19 protein-coding genes are annotated in these 17,047 nt (G+C 67.4%); 11 read left to right on the top strand and 8 right to left on the bottom strand.

All coding sequences use genetic code 11. The annotated features are described in order from the left end of the window. Positions 1–50: 50 nt before the first annotated feature. Together ACOI2T_RS00725 and ACOI2T_RS00730 are read right to left on the bottom strand one after the other, a co-directional pair. Positions 51–449 (bottom strand): heme-binding protein, encoded by a 399-nt coding sequence (locus ACOI2T_RS00725; RefSeq protein ID WP_067853933.1) that lies wholly within the window; start codon positions 447–449, stop codon positions 51–53. 273 nt (positions 450–722) lie between these two features. After that, positions 723–1,160, bottom strand: a complete 438-nt coding sequence (locus tag ACOI2T_RS00730; protein WP_409504079.1) for a DUF4383 domain-containing protein — start codon at positions 1,158–1,160, stop codon at positions 723–725. Between the two features lie 57 nt (positions 1,161–1,217). Here ACOI2T_RS00730 and ACOI2T_RS00735 point away from each other — a divergent pair, with 57 nt between their 5' ends. Continuing rightward, positions 1,218–1,703 carry a GNAT family N-acetyltransferase gene (locus ACOI2T_RS00735; RefSeq protein WP_409504080.1) on the top strand — a complete coding sequence of 162 codons (486 nt, stop codon included), beginning with the start codon at positions 1,218–1,220 and terminating at the stop codon, positions 1,701–1,703. Here ACOI2T_RS00735 and ACOI2T_RS00740 read toward each other — a convergent pair whose 3' ends face one another. Next, positions 1,704–3,251, bottom strand: a complete 1,548-nt coding sequence (locus ACOI2T_RS00740) for an acyl-CoA carboxylase subunit beta (RefSeq protein ID WP_409504081.1) — start codon at positions 3,249–3,251, stop codon at positions 1,704–1,706. It lies immediately after the preceding gene. A gap of 48 nt (positions 3,252–3,299) precedes the next feature. Here ACOI2T_RS00740 and ACOI2T_RS00745 point away from each other — a divergent pair, with 48 nt between their 5' ends. Continuing rightward, entirely contained in the window at positions 3,300–3,731 is a 432-nt protein-coding gene (locus tag ACOI2T_RS00745) for a PPOX class F420-dependent oxidoreductase (RefSeq protein WP_067853936.1), read from the top strand. Between the two features lies 1 nt (position 3,732). On the opposite strand, the gene lipE is transcribed toward ACOI2T_RS00745, so the two are convergent. From lipE to ACOI2T_RS00760, 3 genes are read right to left on the bottom strand one after another with little or no spacing between them, the layout of a single operon-like run. After that, a complete protein-coding gene (lipE, locus tag ACOI2T_RS00750; protein WP_198538954.1) occupies positions 3,733–4,968 on the bottom strand; it encodes a lipase LipE in 1,236 nt (411 codons plus the stop codon). After that, positions 4,965–5,450, bottom strand: a complete 486-nt coding sequence (locus ACOI2T_RS00755) for a peroxynitrite isomerase (RefSeq protein ID WP_085144683.1) — start codon at positions 5,448–5,450, stop codon at positions 4,965–4,967. The genes lipE and ACOI2T_RS00755 overlap by 4 nt, the downstream gene beginning before the upstream one ends. 50 nt (positions 5,451–5,500) lie before the next feature. Then, positions 5,501–6,169: a class I SAM-dependent methyltransferase gene (locus ACOI2T_RS00760; RefSeq protein WP_409504082.1), complete on the bottom strand. Its 669-nt coding sequence runs from the start codon at positions 6,167–6,169 to the stop codon at positions 5,501–5,503. A 78-nt stretch (positions 6,170–6,247) separates the two neighbouring features. Between ACOI2T_RS00760 and ACOI2T_RS00765 the strand changes: the two genes are divergently transcribed. The 5 genes from ACOI2T_RS00765 to ACOI2T_RS00785 all read left to right on the top strand — a co-directional run bounded on the left by ACOI2T_RS00765 (position 6,248) and on the right by ACOI2T_RS00785 (position 10,404). Then, positions 6,248–6,691, top strand: a complete 444-nt coding sequence (locus ACOI2T_RS00765) for a hypothetical protein (protein ID WP_421877490.1) — start codon at positions 6,248–6,250, stop codon at positions 6,689–6,691. Between the two features lie 10 nt (positions 6,692–6,701). Beyond that, the gene (locus ACOI2T_RS00770; RefSeq protein ID WP_409504083.1) at positions 6,702–7,244 is read left to right on the top strand and encodes a hypothetical protein; all 543 of its coding nucleotides are present in this window, start codon (positions 6,702–6,704) and stop codon (positions 7,242–7,244) included. 92 nt (positions 7,245–7,336) lie between these two features. Next, on the top strand, positions 7,337–8,725 hold the full coding sequence (locus ACOI2T_RS00775; RefSeq protein ID WP_409504084.1) for a PepSY-associated TM helix domain-containing protein: 1,389 nt from the start codon (positions 7,337–7,339) through the stop codon (positions 8,723–8,725). Continuing rightward, entirely contained in the window at positions 8,718–9,212 is a 495-nt protein-coding gene (locus ACOI2T_RS00780; protein WP_409504085.1) for a copper chaperone PCu(A)C, read from the top strand. Before ACOI2T_RS00775 ends, ACOI2T_RS00780 begins: the two co-directional genes overlap by 8 nt. Next, on the top strand, positions 9,205–10,404 hold the full coding sequence (locus tag ACOI2T_RS00785) for a Dyp-type peroxidase (protein WP_409504086.1): 1,200 nt from the start codon (positions 9,205–9,207) through the stop codon (positions 10,402–10,404). The genes ACOI2T_RS00780 and ACOI2T_RS00785 overlap by 8 nt, the downstream gene beginning before the upstream one ends. Here ACOI2T_RS00785 and ACOI2T_RS00790 read toward each other — a convergent pair. After that, entirely contained in the window at positions 10,401–11,228 is an 828-nt protein-coding gene (locus ACOI2T_RS00790; RefSeq protein WP_409504087.1) for a class I SAM-dependent methyltransferase, read from the bottom strand. The two genes, ACOI2T_RS00785 and ACOI2T_RS00790, sit on opposite strands and share 4 nt — an antisense overlap. A gap of 60 nt (positions 11,229–11,288) precedes the next feature. Here ACOI2T_RS00790 and ACOI2T_RS00795 point away from each other — a divergent pair, with 60 nt between their 5' ends. Further along, positions 11,289–11,957 carry a GNAT family N-acetyltransferase gene (locus ACOI2T_RS00795; RefSeq protein ID WP_409504088.1) on the top strand — a complete coding sequence of 223 codons (669 nt, stop codon included), beginning with the start codon at positions 11,289–11,291 and terminating at the stop codon, positions 11,955–11,957. Here the strand turns inward: ACOI2T_RS00795 and ACOI2T_RS00800 are convergent. Continuing rightward, on the bottom strand, positions 11,954–12,523 hold the full coding sequence (locus ACOI2T_RS00800) for a TetR/AcrR family transcriptional regulator (protein ID WP_409504089.1): 570 nt from the start codon (positions 12,521–12,523) through the stop codon (positions 11,954–11,956). The two genes, ACOI2T_RS00795 and ACOI2T_RS00800, sit on opposite strands and share 4 nt — an antisense overlap. A 103-nt stretch (positions 12,524–12,626) precedes the next feature. Between ACOI2T_RS00800 and ACOI2T_RS00805 the strand changes: the two genes are divergently transcribed. The 3 genes from ACOI2T_RS00805 to ACOI2T_RS00815 are packed head-to-tail and all read left to right on the top strand — an operon-like array spanning position 12,627 to position 17,045. Then, complete coding sequence (locus ACOI2T_RS00805; RefSeq protein ID WP_409504090.1) at positions 12,627–13,619, top strand: NAD-dependent epimerase/dehydratase family protein; 993 nt, start codon at positions 12,627–12,629, stop codon at positions 13,617–13,619. Then, positions 13,616–15,826, top strand: coding sequence for an acyl-CoA dehydrogenase family protein (locus tag ACOI2T_RS00810; RefSeq protein ID WP_409504091.1), 2,211 nt, complete (start codon positions 13,616–13,618; stop codon positions 15,824–15,826). Before ACOI2T_RS00805 ends, ACOI2T_RS00810 begins: the two co-directional genes overlap by 4 nt. A gap of 10 nt (positions 15,827–15,836) precedes the next feature. Then, positions 15,837–17,045: a thiolase family protein gene (locus tag ACOI2T_RS00815; protein ID WP_409504092.1), complete on the top strand. Its 1,209-nt coding sequence runs from the start codon at positions 15,837–15,839 to the stop codon at positions 17,043–17,045. Positions 17,046–17,047 lie beyond the last annotated feature (2 nt).

Raw genomic sequence — 17,047 nt, forward strand, 5'->3', positions numbered from 1 at the left:
GAAGTCAGAAAGGCCCGCCGCCCGAAGGCGGCGGGCCGATCCTCATGGGGTCAGCCGGCCATGAACTCGTCATAGGCCGATGACAGTTCGGGTGACAGCGCGGTCACGTTGCACGCACGCTGTGCATCACCGATCGGAGCCAGGATGCCCCGCAGGTCGTAGTACTCCGCCGGGTTGGCGGTGAAGTAACCACGCAGCGTCGCTGCGGCCTGCGGACGCGGCTGGGTCATCGCGGTGGTGACCGCCTGATTGGCACCCGGGTGGGTGTCCAGGTAAGCGCGCGCCGCGCCGGTGGCTGAGCTGACTGTGTTAGCCAGCCCGCTGGCGCTGCAGTCCGGTGCCGCATTCGCCGCCGGTGCGGCGATCATTGCTGCGGCGACGCCCCCGAGCAGACCGGAGGCGCAGGCACCGGCGATTCCGCGGCGCGCAGTGATACCAGTGAATTTCATGATCATTTTCCTTTGGGTCGCGATTGTGGTCGCTGATTTCCCCGCCCGAGTCGAAAGTAACCGTCTCTGGGTGGAGCAAAACGCACCTGGCTCTCGCAGCAACTACCTGCGGAGAAGTGTTACGGCCGGCGGGCGTGAATTACGCCTCAATCCGCCCTGTATTCGAATTGAGATCTTGAAAACTCTCAGGTTTCGCGGGCCGCTCTTAATTGATCGTGATCTGCATGGTGACCGAATTGTTATCGGACGACGGCCCCAGCTAACCGTGGGAAGTCAGCCTTCGCGTCTTAGCTCGGCGAGCGAGTTTCGCAAGCCGCCGTCCCGCCGGATCTGCACGGCGGCGATCGCCAGCATCACCGCGGCGGTAACCAGATGGACGACCGCGTCGGTGACGTTGTTCGGGAAGGCAAATATGTAGGCGACCTGGTTGGAGAAGAACGCCCAGATTCCGGGCAATGCGCCGGCCACCGCGGCCAGCAACAGGTAGAGAACCGCCCATGATCTACGCCAGCACAGCACCAGGCCGGGGCCGAACAGCGCGAGCCCCGCGACAGCGTGCCAGCCGTTGTAGTCCATGCCGAGGATCTGGGCGGTCGGTGCGTCGGGCCCGGTCGCGAAGCTCGGCTCGACGATGAATCCGATGATCGCTTGGACCACGTGAAACAGCGAGATCAGCAGTAGGCCCCACTGGGCGAAACTCCATCGCCTCATGTCTCGGACGCTACGTCTACTACAGAGCGTAGTCAATGCCCGTCGTAAGGTCGGAGCGTGGAAATCCGCGCCGCCGAAGCAGCCGACATCGCCGCGATCGCGCCGTTCTTCCGTGCCATCGTGGCCGACGGCGAAAGCTACACCTACCCCGACGACATGACCGATGCGCAGATCCGCGAGGCCTGGCTCGCGGCGCCACCGGGGCACACCATCGTCGCGGTGGTTGACGGCGTCGTCGTCGGCACCGCAAGGATGGGCCCCAACAAACCCGGCCGTGGTGATCACGTCGGCACCGCGAGCTTCATGGTGGACCCGGCGTCGCCCGCCCGTGGTGTCGGGCGCGCCATGGGACAGTGGGTCATCGACTGGCACCGCGAAAACGGTTATTCGGCAATCCAATTCAACGCCGTCGTCGAGACGAACGTGCGGGCGGTGGCGCTGTGGCAGAACCTCGGATTCCGGATCATCGGCACCGTTCCCCGCGCCTACCGGTCCCGCACGCACGGACCGGTAGGCCTGCACATCATGTATCTGGAGCTGTGATCACCAGGTGTCGACGAACCGGCGGGCCGTAGGCGGTCGTTCGTGTTCGGCGGCCGCAGTCAGGGTGGCGGCGATCAGCGACCGCGTCTCGGCCGGATCGATGACATCGTCGATTTCGAACATCGACGCCGAGTTCAGCGCCCTGGCGTGCATTTCGGCGGCCGCAGTCGCGGCTCGCACGGCTTCCTCGCGGGCGTCGGCGTCCTCGATCGCCTCAAGTTCCTTGCGCATCCCGAGCCGGACGGCGCCCTCGAGACCCATCGGACCCAGGTGCGCTCCCGGCCATGCGACCGTGAGCAGCGGTTCGTGCAGGCTTCCGCCGCACATCGCTTGTGCGCCAAGGCCGTACCCCCGCCGCAGGATCACCGCGACCAGCGGCACACTCAACGCCGCGCCGGCCACCAGCAACCGCGAGCCGCGGCGCACCAAGGCCTCGGCCTCGGCAGCCGGGCCGACCATGTACCCAGGGCAGTCGACAAGCGAGACCACCGGCAGCCCGAACGCCTCACACAACTGCAGGAACCGCGCGGCCTTGTCCGAGGCCGCAGCCGTGATGGCACCGGCCATGACCCTGGTGTTGTTGGCGATGACGCCGACCGGGCGGCCGTCGATGCGCGCGAGCGCTGTCACCATCTCGGGCGCGAACTTCTCGCGCAGGTAGGTCACCGTGTCCTGGTCGGCGAGCGTCTCGATGATCGGCCCGACGTGGTAGGCACGGCGGGCTCGTTCCGGAACCATTGTGCGCAAGGCTGTTTGGTCGGCAGCGAGCCCCGGTTCACTCGGCCCGTGGAAGTAACCCAGGAGCTTCCTGGTGGCCGCGACGGCCGCGGCCTCGTCGGGGACCACGACGTCGACGACGCCGTTGGGCGCCTGCACCGAGATGGGCCCGACGTCGTCGGGGGCGATATCGCCGAGACCACCACCGGCGATCATCGCCGGGCCGCCCATCCCGATCGAGGTGTCCGCGGTTGCGACGATCAGGTCTGCCGCCCCAGCGATCACCGCGTTGCCGGCGAAGCAGCGGCCCTTGACGACCGCGATGCGCGGCACCACACCCGACAGCGCCGCCCACAGTTTGAACGCCCGCACCTCCAACGACGACACGGTCGGGTAGTCGGTGTCCCCGGGCCGACCGCCGCCGCCCTCGGCGAAGAACACCGTGGGCAGCCGGAGCCGCTCGATGATCTCGAACAGCCGGTCCTTCTTCCGATGGCCAAGCGCACCTTGTGTTCCGGCGAGAACGGTGTAGTCGTACGACAGCACAGCGCACGCGTGGCCGCCGATGCGCGCGGTGCCCGCGACGAGGCCGTCGGCGGGGGTTCGTTCGATGAGATCGGTTTCGTCGCGACGCCGGCGTTGCGCGGCGATCGCGAATCGCCCGTACTCGACGAACGACTCGGGGTCGATGAGGTCGGCGATGTTCTCGCGGGCCGTCCTGCCCTTGGCAGCGTGGCGTCGCGCCACCGCGTCGGGCCGGGCGTCGTCCTGCGTCAGTGCCCGGCGCCGCAGCACTTCGGCGAGATCGTCGCGGATCGGTTCGTCGGGCATCGTGCTCCTACTGGAATAGCGACCGGGCGATCGGCGGTTGCGGTGGATGTGACCGTCACCTCATTCGATCCACGCTCCCTGCTCGCCGAGGCCCGACTCGGGGTACTCGCCACTATTAAATCCAACGGCGTCCCGCAACTGTCCCCGGTGACACCCTTCTACGACCGAAATGCCGACGTCATCTATGTGTCGATGACCGAAGGCCGGGCCAAGACCGTGAACCTGCGTCGCGACCCGCGGGCCGCGCTCGAGGTCACGAGCGCAGACGGCTGGGCGTGGGCGACCGCAGAGGGGGCCGTGACGCTGACCGGGCCGGGCACCGATCCGCACGGGCCCGAGGTGCAGGCGCTCGTGGATTACTACCGCAACGCGGCAGGCGAGCATCCCGACTGGGACGAATACCGGTCGGTGATGGTGTCCGACCGCAGGGTCTTGATGGCCCTGGCGGTCGAGCGCGTCTACGGCGAGAAGCTGCGCTGACTCAACCCTGCGGGATCTCGGCCGCGATGCGGTCGAGGACAGCGGGATAACGCTTGGCATCGCGCTGTCCGCCCGGCTTGCCACTGCTGACGACGGCAGCCGACAACTTGCGTGCGGGATCGGCCCACACCGCGATGTCGACGAGCCCGGTGTGGCCGAACGCCGAAGGGGTGTTACGGCCGAAAGGACCGAATCGCTTGCCGCCCAACATGTAACCGGTGCTCCACCGCATCGGCTTGAGACCGGTCGCGACATCGGGACGCATCCGCCGGCACGGTGCCGTCGCGGCACGCAGGGTCTCGGGGCTCATGATGCGCACGCCGTCCAGTTCGCCGCCGCGGCGCAGGATCTCGGCGAAGCGGGACAGCTCGTCGGCCGTCGAGACCGTGCTTGACGACGGCACGATGCTGGTGAGAAACAGCGGTGTGTTGCTGAGCGGGATGATGCGGTCGGGCGTGCCACCGACCGCGGCGCGGAAGGCCGCCGCGATGGGTGCGGGCAATGGCTTACCGGTGACGTGGCTGGGTGCGACCAGTGGAACCTCTTCCGGCAGAACGCCGTAATTCGTCCACCGGAACTTGAGCGGATCGAGGATCTCCTCGGCCAGGATGTCGCGGATATTGCGACCGGTGGCCGCCGAGACGATCTCACGGATCAGCGGTCCCCACGTCAGCCCGTGATAGATGTGCACCAGGCCGGGCCGATACAGGGGCTTGAGCGTCGCGAGTTGTTCGCGCGTGTACTCGCTGTCATTGACCCTCGTGACATCGGGACGCGGACCGGTGTGGATCGGCACGCCCGCGCTGTGGGTCATCACGTGGCGGATCGTGGTGCGGTCCTTGCCATGGCTCGTGTAGTTCGGCAGGTAGTCGCACACCCGATCGTCGAGCGAGAAGTGTCCGCGTTCGACCAGCATGTGCACGACGGTCGAGCTGATCGCCTTGGCCGCGGAATACACACAGAACGGGGTTTCCGTTGTGACCGGGATCTTTTCGGCGTCCTGGGGATCATCCGGGCCGTTACCCCAGCCATGGCCGATCGCGCGGTTGAGCACCACCTTCCCGTTGCGCCGCAGGCACACCTGGATCGCGGGATGCATGCCGGCGCGGTACCAGTGCTGCACGGACTGCCAGATGCGCTCGATTGCCGCGGCATCGATGTCGGAGTGGTCTTCGTCGCCGATGTCGGTGACGGCATCCAGGTCGGTGGGTACCGAGATCTTGCCATCGATGTTCATTGCGGTTTCCTCGTCAGGGTCGCGGCCAGGTGATGCTGCAGCGGTTGCCCGACGGCACCCATCCGGACGGTGTAGGTCAGTTCGTCACCTTCGACGCGGACAGACCGGGCCAGCGCGGTCACCTTCTTGGCGGACTCGGTCAGGCCGATGGTGGTCGCGGTCAGATCCATCGAGATGCGGTCTCCATCGGTTGTCAGTGTGCCTTCCTGGATCTCGGTGATGCCCGTCGGATGAGCGAGGACCCATTCCAGCCGGTCCGGCTCCGGGACACGGACATAGCCCGTTTCCGCATGTAGTGGGCGGCCGTCATCGCGGGCCCTCGTGCGCTGGCTGTAGGTGAGAAAAGGCTTGCCGACGTGGCCGAACGTGATCTCCTCGAGGTACTCGAACGGTTCGATCGTCGGATACTCACCGGCGCCGGGGCCGGCCCACGTGCCCAGCAAGGGAGCCAGGACGGCTATGCCGGGATGGAGGTCAACCACATCGCCAGGGTACGGCGGCCGCGGCAGCGCCGACTTGTCGGTGGTTCGAACTAGTGTTCGATACGTGGACTTCTCGGTTGCGGACCAGCCTGATCCACCGTCCGGTGGGCGATCACGAAGGCTTGAGCGGTGAGCTCGTTGAGACGCTCTTGGCGTTCACGTCTGGCTGTCGCGTACACGGTGAACCCGGCAGTGTGCAGGGCGTCGCACACCGTCGAGGTGTCGTGCCGCAAGAACGTCATGTCGACCCGATGGCCGAACGCCTCAGCGTAAACCGAAGGGGGAGCGTCGGTTTGGAAGCCAAGCAACAGCCAACCCGGATCGGTGAGGACGCGGCCGAATTCGGCGAACAAGGAGGGGAGGCGCTCGGTTGAGGTATGGATGATCGAATACCACGCACACACCGCGGCGAAGCTCGCCGGCGGGTATGGCAGGTCGAACATGTCGGCAACCTGGTATCGAGCCTGCGGATAGCGTTGCCGGGCAATCGAAACCATGGCCGGCGAGCCGTCGATGCCCACGGCGTTCAGCCCGCAGCGGGCGAGCTCGGCGGTTGCTTGACCCGGCCCGCAGCCCACGTCCAGAGCATCGGAGCCGCCGGATAGCCGGACGAGGTCGGCGAATGACTCCATCAAACGACGGTCGAACGGCCTGACGTCGAATTCGTCGGTGAAGGTTGCGGCGTACTCGGTGGCGATCAACTCGTACTGGTCGTACACGAGGATCAACATTAGGCAGGAGGCACGACACCACCCGGGTGAGAGACTGCGCGCGTGACCGCGATTCTGATCACCGGAATGTCGGGGGTGGGTAAGTCGACCGTCCTGGCCGAACTGGCGCGGCGTGGGTACGAGACGGTCGACACTGATTACGGCGACTGGATCCATGTGGTCGACGACGAGCCGTTGTGGCGTGAGCCGGACATCGAGGCGCTGCTCGGCCGACCGCGAACCGGTCCGCTGTTCGTCCTCGGAACGGTGGCCAATCAGGTGGACTTCTACCCGCAGTTCGCCGCCGTCGTCCTGCTCAGCGCACCGCGCGACGTCATCTTTCACCGATTGCGCACGCGTACCGGCAATGACTTCGGCAAAACCGCGGCCGACGTGGCGAGGATCACCGGCGATATCGACGAGATCGAGCCGCTGCTGCGGGCGTCCGCCACACATGAACTGGACACCACGAGGTCGGCCGCCGAGGTCGCCGACGCGCTCGTCGCAATCGCCGACGCGGCAGGGCGGTAAAGTCCCGCAGGTGAGCACACCTGTCAACCATGCCGCGCGCATGCGCGGAGGGTTGGTGGGTGCCTGCTCGGCGTTGACGGCCGCGGTCGCACATACCGCCGCGGGCGGCGCCGCGCCGTCCAGCAGTCCGCTGGTCGTATTGGTCATGTTGTGCGCGACGCTCGGCGCCGTGGTTGGCGGATTCACCCCCGAGACCCGCGTGGGCCGGACAGCGTTGCTGATCGCGGGGCTCGGCGCCGGCCAGACGCTCGGCCACCTCGCGCTGAGCTTGACCGGCGGTCACCATCACGCGACATCGTCGTTGTCCGCGCCGATGCTGGGCTTGCACGTCGCGGCCGCGGTCGGCCTCGGACTGTTGATCGGCGCGGTCGAATACCTCTACGTCGTCTGCGCATCGGTCCTGTGCTGGCTACGGGTCTTCATCCTCGGCCGCGTCCGCCCCGCCGGCCACGCGGTCTGGTGGCCGTCGGACACCGTGGTGGCGCGCCCTGTTCTGCTGCGCGCTGGTTTGGGAATGCGGGCACCCCCTGTGGTGTGCCCCGCGGGCGTCTAGCACCCGCGATCGCTTCATGTGAGCCCGTCGTCCCCGGCGGGCTGTTACCCGTTGCGCGTCTGCGCACATCCTCCTTGAGCGAAGGCATTTCCATGACCACGACCCCTGACGATCAACTACGCACCGAACCCCCACCCGTCAAACCCCGGACCATCCGCCCGCTGCTGGTCCGGCTCCACTTCTATGCGGGCGTGTTCGTCGGCCCGTTCATCCTGATCGCCGCCGTCACCGGCTTGCTGTACGCCCTCATTCCGCAGATCGACAACATGGTCTACCGCCACGAGTTGACCGTCGACCATGTCGGCGACCACCGTCTGCCGCTGGCGGATCAACTCGACGCGGCCCGTGCCGCCCACCCGGAAGGCTCCGTCGAGAGCATCCGCCCACCGGTCGAACCCGACGAGACGACGCAGGTGCGCCTGACCGTCGAGGACGTTCCACCGGACTATTCGCGCACGGTGTTCGTCGACCCGTACACCGGTGAAGTGCGCGGCGCGCTCACCACGTACGGCCAGTGGATGCCGCTGCGCGCCTGGTTCGATGAGCTGCACCGCAACCTGCACCTCGGCGCGGTCGGCCGCAACTACAGCGAACTCGCCGCGAGCTGGATGTGGGTGATCGCACTCGCCGGCCTCGCGCTGTGGATCATGCAGCGCCGCGACAACAAGCTGCGCAACCTCGTCGCACCCGACCGGTCGGCGACCGGGCGCCGCCGCACGCTGTCGTGGCATGGCGCGGTCGGCGTGTGGACGATCGTGGTGCTGCTCGCGCTGTCGGTTTCGGGCATCACGTGGTCGCGCTATGCGGGGGAAACGGTCAACAGTATCCAGGCGCGGTTCGACACGACCGCGCCGAGCGTCGACACCGCGCTGGCGGGCGGAACCGCAACGGCGACAGGGCATCACGGTCACGGCAGCGCAGGCGAAACCAACCTGCACGGTGTGGACACCGTGTTGCGCACCGCCGAATCGGCTGGACTGCAGGGGCCGATGTGGCTGTACCCGCCCGCGGAATCGGGCGAAGCGTGGAAGGTCGATGAACGCAAACGTGACTGGCCGACCCGCTACGACTCGATAGCCGTCGACCCGGCCACGGGCGCGATCAGCGACCGGGTCGACTTCTCGGAATGGCCGTTGCTCGCCAAGCTCACCGAATGGACGATCGAGGCCCACATGGGTCTGCTGTTCGGCCTGGCCAACCAGATCGTGTTGGCGCTGACCATGATCGGGCTCATCACGGTCATCGTGCGCGGCTACCGCATGTGGTGGCAGCGCCGTCCGACCCGAGGGTCGGACTGGGCGGTCGGCAGGCCACCACTGCGCGGCGTACTCCGACGACTCCCACCGCTCGGCATCGCCGCGGTCGTCGTCGTGGCCGCGGTGATCGGCTGGTGTCTGCCGTTGTTCGGCCTGAGTCTGGTGGCGTTCTTGGTCGCAGACGCGGTGGTCGCGGGGCTTGCAGTGAGGAAGCGCAATGCGTAGGGCGATAGCGGTTCTCGGTGCCGTCACGTTCGTGGCAGCGGGATGCACACAAGGCCACGAGGACGAGAAGATGGCGGCGACGGTCACGATCACCGATCAATGGGCCAGCGCCGCGGACTCGGGAATGACGGCGGTTTTCGGCACCCTCGCGAACAGCGGTCATCATGACGCGCGGATCGTCTCGGCGACCTCACCGGCCGCCAAGACGGTCGAGATGCACGAGGTTGTGCCCGATTCGGGCGGGACGAAGACCATGCGGCCCAAGGAAGGCGGCTTCACCATTCCCGCCGGCGGCACGCACGAGCTGATCCCGGGTGGTGACCATCTGATGCTGATGGATCTGACGGCACCGCTGCAGCCCGGGGCCGACGTCGAGATGACGGTGGTGTTCGACGACGGCTCGTCGCTACCGATCACCGCCCAGGTGCGCGACGCCTCCGGCGGCGACGAGAACTATCAGCCCGCCGATCCCCATGCCCATGGCTGATCCGTCCTGGCTGACGGTCAACCGGCGGCGCCTCCTCACCGGGGGTGCCGCCGTGTTGGCCGCGGGTGCTGTTCTCACCGAATGCGGTGCCGCGCAATCCGCCACGGTCGGGTTCGGTGGTGAGGCCGAGCCGTTCCACGGCCCTCACCAGGCCGGGATAGCCACCGCTCCGCAGTCCCACGCGGTGTTCATCGCGTTCGACGTCAAGCCCGATACGGGCCGCGGCGAGCGGGACACCGTCGCCGCGATCCTGCGGCTGTGGACTGCCGACGCGGCACGGCTCACCCGCGGTGTGCCCGCACTCGCCGACACCGAACCCGAATTGGCCCTGCGCCCAGCACGTCTCACGATCACCGTGGGTCTCGGTGGCGGCCTGCTCGATCGGCTCGGCCTGCCCCGGCCGCCCTCGGCCCGGGAGCTTCCGGTGTTCGACACCGACCGCCTCGACGAACGTTGGTCGGGCGGTGATCTGGTGCTGCAGATCTGTGCCGACGATCCTGTCGTGGTGGCACACGCTACCCGGGTCTTGTCGAAGAACGTCCGGTCGATGTCCGTACAACGCTGGCGGCAGACGGGATTTCGCAGCGCCCGCGGAGCCGACCAGCAGGGCACGTCGATGCGCAACCTGATGGGGCAGGTGGACGGCACGGCCACGCTGAGTCCTGACGACTTCGACGATCTGGTGTGGTTGGGCGACGACCAGCCGGCGCTGGGCGGTGGAACGCTCATGGTCATCCGGCGCATCGAGATGCAGCTCGACACGTGGGATGAACTGGACCGGCAGAGCAAGGAACTCACCGTCGGCCGCACGCTGGACACCGGTGCGCCGTTGACCGGGCAACGTGAGATGGACGAGCCGGATTTCACGATGCAACGCAATGGTATTCCGGTGATACCCGAGAATTCCCACATCGCGCTGGCACACCACCGAGACAGCCGGGAACGGTTCCTGCGCCGGCCCTACAACTACGACGATCCGCCCGAATCCGGCCATACCTCCAACACCGGGCTGATCTTCGTGACGTATCAACGCGACATCGACGCACAGTTCCTGCCGGTGCAGCGGCGGCTCGCCGCGTTCGACGCGCTCAACCAGTGGACCACCGCGATCGGCTCGGCGGTGTTCGTGATGCTGCCGGGTGTCGACTCGTCCGGGCAGTACCTGGGTCAGGCGCTGCTGGAGGGAGGTTAGCCGCCGAGCCGGAACAGGTTGAGCTTGTAGCTGTTGACGACACCGGGCGCGAGGCGGGCCAGCGCGCGAAGACCGTAGCGGTAGCGCGCCGGCCAGCCTCTCCCCACCTCCGGCTGCGGCGTGGCAAAGGTACGGCTGTCGAGCAGCTTCACTCCCCATGCCTCCAGCCGGCGCGGGTCCTCGCACACCCACTGCATCCGCGCGGTCACGGCCTTCATCGAACCGTTGCGCTCTTGATTGCGCATCATCGTGGCGCCGCCGGTGTCGAAGGCCAGAAGCGAACCGGGGAAGCACTCGGCCAGTTGCATGACAACGGTGCGGGCCTGCTCCTCGGTGAAGTACACCAGCACGGCTTCGATCACGAACAGTAGGGGCGCAGCCGTGCCGGCGTTCGGTGCGACGGCGTCGAACCAATCGGTGTCGAGCACCGAACCCTCGAGCATCGTGCAGCGGTCACGGTCGGTGAAGAACTGCCTGCGCATCGCGATCGTGTCGGGCAGGTCGAGGTCGAACCAGCGCACGCGGCCGTTGTCGAGGCGGTCGAACCGCGTGTTGAGGCCGGTGCCGATCTCGACGACGGTCCCGTCCGGGTGTTCGTCGAGGTACTGCCTGACCCAGCCGTCGAAGATCGCCGACCGCAGTACCGAACCCGACAACGACGGGCCGCCGAACTTCGTGAAGTCGTAGTCGATTCGATCCACGAGTTCGACGGCGCGACGGTCGTGCAGCACGGGATGGCGCGCGGCGGCGTCCCTGGCCCGGCCGTAGAGCGGAATGAGCAGCGTCTCCTGCACTTCACCGAGCGCTGGTTCCACCTTCGCCATGGAACTTAGGCTAGCCTAAGCCGCGGGCGCCGTGTTCGCTACTGCTCTACGCTCGTCGTCATGACCGATCACGACAAAGCCGCGGCGCGGCGGGAAATCACCGACGCACTGCTGAATGCCCTCAACCGGCGGCACGAACTGCTCGATGTGATCGTCGAGGCCGAGGATCGTGCTACCGCCGTCGATGCTGTCGCCGGATTGCTCGGTACGTCGCACGCCGCCGCCGAGGCCGTCATCGGATTGTCTTTCGCGCAGATCACCAAGGATTCCCGGCGCCAGATCGCCGCGGAACTCGATGATCTGAACAGTCAGCTGAGCTTCACCACCCAGGAACGCCCGGCGAGTTCCGGGGAGACGCTGGAGTTGCGGGCGTTCTCTCCCGAGACCGACCGCGACATCTTCGCGGCCCGCACCGCCGACGTGGGCGCGTCCGGTGACGGATCCGGCGCTCCGGCAGCCGAACTCGACGACGAGATCCGCGCCGCGCTCGGCCGCGTGAACGCCGAGGAGGCCGCGTGGTTCGTGGCGCTCGAAGGTTCCGAGAAGGTCGGGATGGTGTTCGGCGAACTCGTCGGCGGCGAGGTCAACGTGCGGATCTGGATTCACCCGGATTTCCGCAAGCGGGGCTATGGCACTGCGGCGCTGCGTAAGTCGCGTTCGGAGATGGCCTCGTGCTTCCCGGCCGTGCCGATGGTCGTGCGTGCAACGGGCGCCGTACCTCCGGCCTAACCGCGCAGGCTCGCCACGATCGTGCGGGCCGTGGTCTCGGCACGTTGCCGCTCATAGCTGCGGCCCTCGGACAGGATCGCGTAGACGACCGCGCCGAGCAGGGCGTCAGCCGCCGCATGGGCGGTGTCGGCCGCGATGTTCTCGGCAAGCAACCGGTTGCGGACGGAGTCGAGCAGCGGCCTGCTGAACCCGGCGCGCAACCGGGCCGCGGTGTCTTCGTGTTCGAGCGAGGCCGCGGTGAGCGTGCGCAGCATGGCGTACCCGCGCTTGGTGGTCAGCGCCGACGCCAGCGTCCCAGCCCATGACACCAGGTCGGCGGTGACGTCGTCGGTGGCGGGCATCGTCGCGAGGATCTTGTCGGCATCCTCGAGCAGCACGTCGGCGACCAGGGCGGGCCGGCTCGGCCACCAGCGATAGATCGTCTGCTTGCCGACCCCGGCCTTCGCGGCGACGGCTTCGATGCTCAGGCCGTCAAAGCCGCGTTCCAGCAACAACTCCCGGGTGGCCTCGATGATGGCCACCCGGGACTTCTCGCTGCGCCGCCGTGGGGCGGTTTCGGTCGTCATCGGCAGATCCTCGTCGCTCTTTACAGGAAAAGCTACACGCCGTAATCTCCCACAAGACGAGACGCACCGTCTCGTGTATGTCGTGAAACGAACGCAAGGGCCTATGACTGCTGAGAAACTCGTCATCGGGGCCAGCGGGTTCCTCGGTTCACACGTCACCCGCAGGCTGGTCGAACGCGGCGAGAAGGTGCGCGTCCTGATCCGCACCACGAGCTCGACCCGGGGCATCGACGATCTCGATGTGCAGCGGCGCTACGGCGACATCTTCGACGCCGAGTCGCTGCGTGCCGCGATGGACGGTTGTGACGTGGTGTACTACTGCGTCGTCGACGCGCGGCCCTGGCTGCGCGATCCGGTACCCATGTGGCGCACGAATGTCGAAGGGCTGCAGAACGTTCTAGACATCGCCGCCGACGCGAATCTCCGCAAGTTCGTCTTCACGAGCTCGATCGCGACCATCGGACTGGCCGAATCCGGCTGCGCCACCGAGGAACTACCCAACAACTGGCTCGACATCGGCGGCGACTACGTGCACACCCGCGTGCTCGCCGAACAGATGGTGCTGCGATACGCGCAAGAAAAGAGGCTACCCGCAGTCGCGATGTGCGTCTCGAATACCTACGGCGCCGGCGACTGGCTGCCGACCCCGCATGGCGGGCTCGTCGCGGCCGCGGTGCGTGGCAAGCTGCCGTTCTACGTCAAAGGCGCGGCAGCCGAGACGGTCGGTGTCAACGACGCGGCCGAGGCGCTGATCCTGGCCGGCGAACGGGGCCGCCCGGGCGAGCGATACATCGTCTCCGAACGCTTCATGACCGCTCAGGAGATCTACGAAATTGCCTGTGCCGCCGTCGGTGTCGAGCCGCCGAAGCGCGGCGTGCCAATCCGCCTGCTGGCGGCGGCCGGTGCGGTCGCCGACCGTGTCACGAGCCTGACCGGACGCGACAGCCGGTTGAGCCCGCTGACCGTACGGCTCATGCATGTGATGTCGCCGATGGACCACGGCAAGGCCGTACGCGAACTCGGTTGGCAACCGGGCCCGACGCCGCAGGCCATCGCCGATGCCGCGAAGTTCTTCACCTCCCGGCGCCGCGCATGAGCATCGCGATCACGCCCGAACAGGAGCAACTCGCCGAGGCGGTGTGCGCATTCGCCGCGCGGCACGCACCGATCGCGGCCACCAGGGCCGGTTTCGACGATCTGGCGCACGGAATCCTGCCGTCGTGGTGGCCGGAGCTGGTGGCCAACGGTTTTCACGCCGTACACCTGCCGGAGAAGGTCGGCGGCGGAGGCGGCGAGCTCACCGATCTGGCCTGTGTGCTGCAAGCGGCGGCATCGGCGCTGCTGCCCGGGCCGCTGCTGAGTACCGCGATCGCCGGTGCGGTGGTGTGCACTGCGGGCGAAACCGAGTCGACCACAACCGTTCTCACTGATTTGGCGGCCGGGCGCCCGGCGGCTGTCGTCCTGCGGGAGCATTCGGATTTCACCGCGCGCGCCGACGGCGACGGCTGGCGCGTCACCGGTTCGTCGGGCCCGACACTCGGACTGGGCGCGGCGCAGCGGGTGATCCTGCCGGCCCGCACCCCGGACCGCCTGGTGTGGTTCGTGATCGATCCGGCAGCGGCCGACATCGAGACGCGCCGGGGCACCGATCTGACCACCGACCTGGGCGTGCTGCGGTTGCAGGACCATCCGGTGCCGGGCAACGCGCTTCTGCCGAATCTGGACGAGCATCGGATCGCCGGTATCGCCGCGGCCCTGAGCGCATGCGCGTCGGCCGGAATCAGCCAGTGGTGCGTGCGCGTCGTCACCGAACACCTGCGCACGCGTGAGCAGTTCGGCAAACCGATCGGTACCTTCCAGGCGCTGCAGCACAAGGCCGCGATGTTGTTGGTCAACAGCGAACTGGCGACGGCAGCGGCCTGGGATGCGGTGCACGCCTTGGCCGGTACGCCCGACCAGCGTCGGCTCGCCGTCGCGTCGGCTGCCGTGATGGCGGTGGCACCGGCACCCGGCCTGGTGCTCGAAGCACTCACGATGTTCGGGGCGATCGGCTTCACCTGGGAACACGATCTGCATCTCTACTGGCGGCGGGCCACAAGCCTGGCGGCCGCGATCGGTCCGCTGCCGCGGTGGACCCGTGAACTCGGCGAACTGTCGGAAACCGCGACGCGGGACATGACCGTCGAACTCGGGGATGGCGATGCGGAATTCCGCGTGCGGGTCGCCGAGGTGCTCGACACCGCGCTCACCGTGACCGACGACGGTGCCGGCCGCCAGGGCGACCGTCCCGAATTCGCGACCGGGCCGCGCCGCGATCTGCTGGCGAAAGCCGGGCTCATCGCGCCACCCTGGCCTGCGCCGTGGGGATGTGACGCCACCGTGCGCCAGCAGCTCATCGTGGACGAGGAGTTCGGCAAGCGCGCGCTGCAGCGGCCGTCGATCGGCATCGCGGAATGGATCCTGCCGAGCATCGTCGCCGCCGGAACCGACGAACTCCGCGAGCGTTTCGTGCCTGCGACGCTGCGCGGTGAGCTGGCGTGGTGCCAGCTGTTCAGCGAGCCCGGAGCGGGTTCGGACCTCGCGTCGCTGACCACTCGCGCGACCCGGGTCGATGGTGGTTGGCTCATCAACGGCCACAAGATCTGGACCTCGGTGGCGCACCGCGCCGACTTCGGGGCGCTGCTGGCCCGCACCGATCCACAGGCGCCGAAGCACCGCGGGATCGGCTACTTCATCCTCGACATGCGTTCGCCGGGAGTCCGATTCCAGCAGATCACGCAAGCGAGCGGGCGGGCCGATTTCAACGAGGTGTTCCTGACCGACGTGTTCATCCCCGACGACATGCTGCTGGGCGAGCCGACGTCGGGATGGCAATTGGCGATCAGCACCATGGCGCAGGAGCGGGTGGCCATCAGCGGCTACGTGCACATCGACCGCGTCGGTGCCCTGCGCCGGCTCGCGTCCGTGAGTACCGACCGCGACCCGTTGCTGCATGCGATCGGTGAGATCGACGCCTACACGAATGCCCTCAAGGCGCTCGGCCTTCGCGAGACGCTGCGACTGCTCGACGGCCGGCCGCCCGGGCCTGCGTCGAGCATCGCGAAAGTTGCGACCAACGTGATGCTGCGGCGCGCAGCAACACTCACGCTGGGACTGTCCGGCCCGCTCGCCCTGGAAGCCGAGAGTGATCCGCCCGTCGTCGCGCCGTATCTGGACCTGCCCGCCGAACTGATCGGCGGTGGGACCACCGAAATTCAGCTCAACATCATCGCCCAGATGATTCTGGGATTGCCCCGCAAATAAAGGAGCCGGTATGGGATTGAAGGGTGAGGCCGCGATCGTCGGCTACGTCGAGTTGCCGCCCGAGCGGTTGAGCACTGCCACGCCTGCGCCGTTCACGCTCGAACAATGGGCACTGTTGGCGGCCGCGGCGCTCGACGACGCCGGTTTGTCGGCCGAACTCGTCGACGGCATCGTCACATCCCACCTGGGCGAGTCGGAGATCTTCGTTCCGTCGACAGTCGCCGAATACCTGGGTGTGCGAGCGAATTTCGCCGAGTTGCTGGACCTCGGCGGAGCCAGTGCCGCAGGCATGGTGTGGCGCGCGGCGGCCGCCGTCGAGCTCGGCATCTGCGATGTTGTGCTGTGCGCGCTGCCTGCCCGCTACCTCACGCCCACCTCCGAACTCAAACCCAAAACGCTGTCGGACGCCGTGTTCTTCGGCTCGTCCAGCAACCAATTCGGTTCGCCACAGGCCGAATTCGAGATTCCCTACGGCAACCTCGGGCAGAACGGGCCGTACGGCCAGGTGGCGCAGCGCTACGCCTACGAGTACGGCTACGACGAACGAGCGATGGCTAAGATCGTGGTGGATCAACGGGTCAACGCCAACCACACTGACGGTGCGATCTGGAAAGACAAGCCGTTGACCATCGAGGACGTATTGGCCAGCCCGGTGATCGCCGACCCGCTGCACATGCTGGAGATCGTCATGCCGTGCGTGGGCGGGGCTGCCGTGGTGGTCGCGAACGCCGACGTGGCCGCCAAGGCCAGGCACCGGCCGGTGTGGGTCAAGGGTTTTGGCGAGCACGTGCCGTTCAAGACGCCGACCTACGCCGAGAACCTGCTGGATACGCCGATCCGGAAGGCCGCCGACACCGCGTTCGGGATGACCGGGCTGACGCGGGACCAGATGGACATGGTGTCGATCTACGACTGCTACACGATCACGGTGCTGCTGAGCCTGGAGGACGCCGGCTTCTGTGAGAAGGGCAAGGGCATGGCGTTCGTGTCCGACCACGACCTCACGTTCCGCGGCGACTTCCCGCTCAACACCGCGGGCGGGCAACTGGGTTTCGGGCAGGCCGGACTCGCCGGCGGTATGCACCACGTGTGCGACGCGGCGCGCCAGATCATGGGCCGCGCCGGCGCCGCGCAGGTCACCGCATGCGATCGCGCGTTCGTCTCCGGCAACGGCGGCATCCTGTCCGAGCAGACCACCCTCATCCTGGAAGGCGACTGACG

This window comes from Mycolicibacterium wolinskyi str. Jessa 2025 (assembly GCF_049241375.1).
Taxonomy (GTDB): domain Bacteria; phylum Actinomycetota; class Actinomycetes; order Mycobacteriales; family Mycobacteriaceae; genus Mycobacterium; species Mycobacterium wolinskyi.

Bases quoted from the DNA above. Each gene is read 5' to 3' on its own strand.
- ACOI2T_RS00775 (WP_409504084.1), top strand. From the start codon at position 7,337: ATGACCACGACCCCTGACGATCAACTACGCACCGAACCCCCACCCGTC.
- ACOI2T_RS00790 (WP_409504087.1), bottom strand. From the start codon at position 11,228: ATGGCGAAGGTGGAACCAGCGCTCGGTGAAGTGCAGGAGACGCTGCTC.
- ACOI2T_RS00810 (WP_409504091.1), top strand. From the start codon at position 13,616: ATGAGCATCGCGATCACGCCCGAACAGGAGCAACTCGCCGAGGCGGTG.
- ACOI2T_RS00780 (WP_409504085.1), top strand. From the start codon at position 8,718: ATGCGTAGGGCGATAGCGGTTCTCGGTGCCGTCACGTTCGTGGCAGCG.
- ACOI2T_RS00815 (WP_409504092.1), top strand. From the start codon at position 15,837: ATGGGATTGAAGGGTGAGGCCGCGATCGTCGGCTACGTCGAGTTGCCG.
- lipE (WP_198538954.1), bottom strand. From the start codon at position 4,968: ATGAACATCGATGGCAAGATCTCGGTACCCACCGACCTGGATGCCGTC.
- ACOI2T_RS00800 (WP_409504089.1), bottom strand. From the start codon at position 12,523: ATGACGACCGAAACCGCCCCACGGCGGCGCAGCGAGAAGTCCCGGGTG.
- ACOI2T_RS00740 (WP_409504081.1), bottom strand. From the start codon at position 3,251: ATGCCCGACGAACCGATCCGCGACGATCTCGCCGAAGTGCTGCGGCGC.
- ACOI2T_RS00725 (WP_067853933.1), bottom strand. From the start codon at position 449: ATGAAATTCACTGGTATCACTGCGCGCCGCGGAATCGCCGGTGCCTGC.
- ACOI2T_RS00730 (WP_409504079.1), bottom strand. From the start codon at position 1,160: ATGAGGCGATGGAGTTTCGCCCAGTGGGGCCTACTGCTGATCTCGCTG.
- ACOI2T_RS00805 (WP_409504090.1), top strand. From the start codon at position 12,627: ATGACTGCTGAGAAACTCGTCATCGGGGCCAGCGGGTTCCTCGGTTCA.
- ACOI2T_RS00785 (WP_409504086.1), top strand. From the start codon at position 9,205: ATGGCTGATCCGTCCTGGCTGACGGTCAACCGGCGGCGCCTCCTCACC.
- ACOI2T_RS00795 (WP_409504088.1), top strand. From the start codon at position 11,289: ATGACCGATCACGACAAAGCCGCGGCGCGGCGGGAAATCACCGACGCA.
- ACOI2T_RS00765 (WP_421877490.1), top strand. From the start codon at position 6,248: ATGTCGGGGGTGGGTAAGTCGACCGTCCTGGCCGAACTGGCGCGGCGT.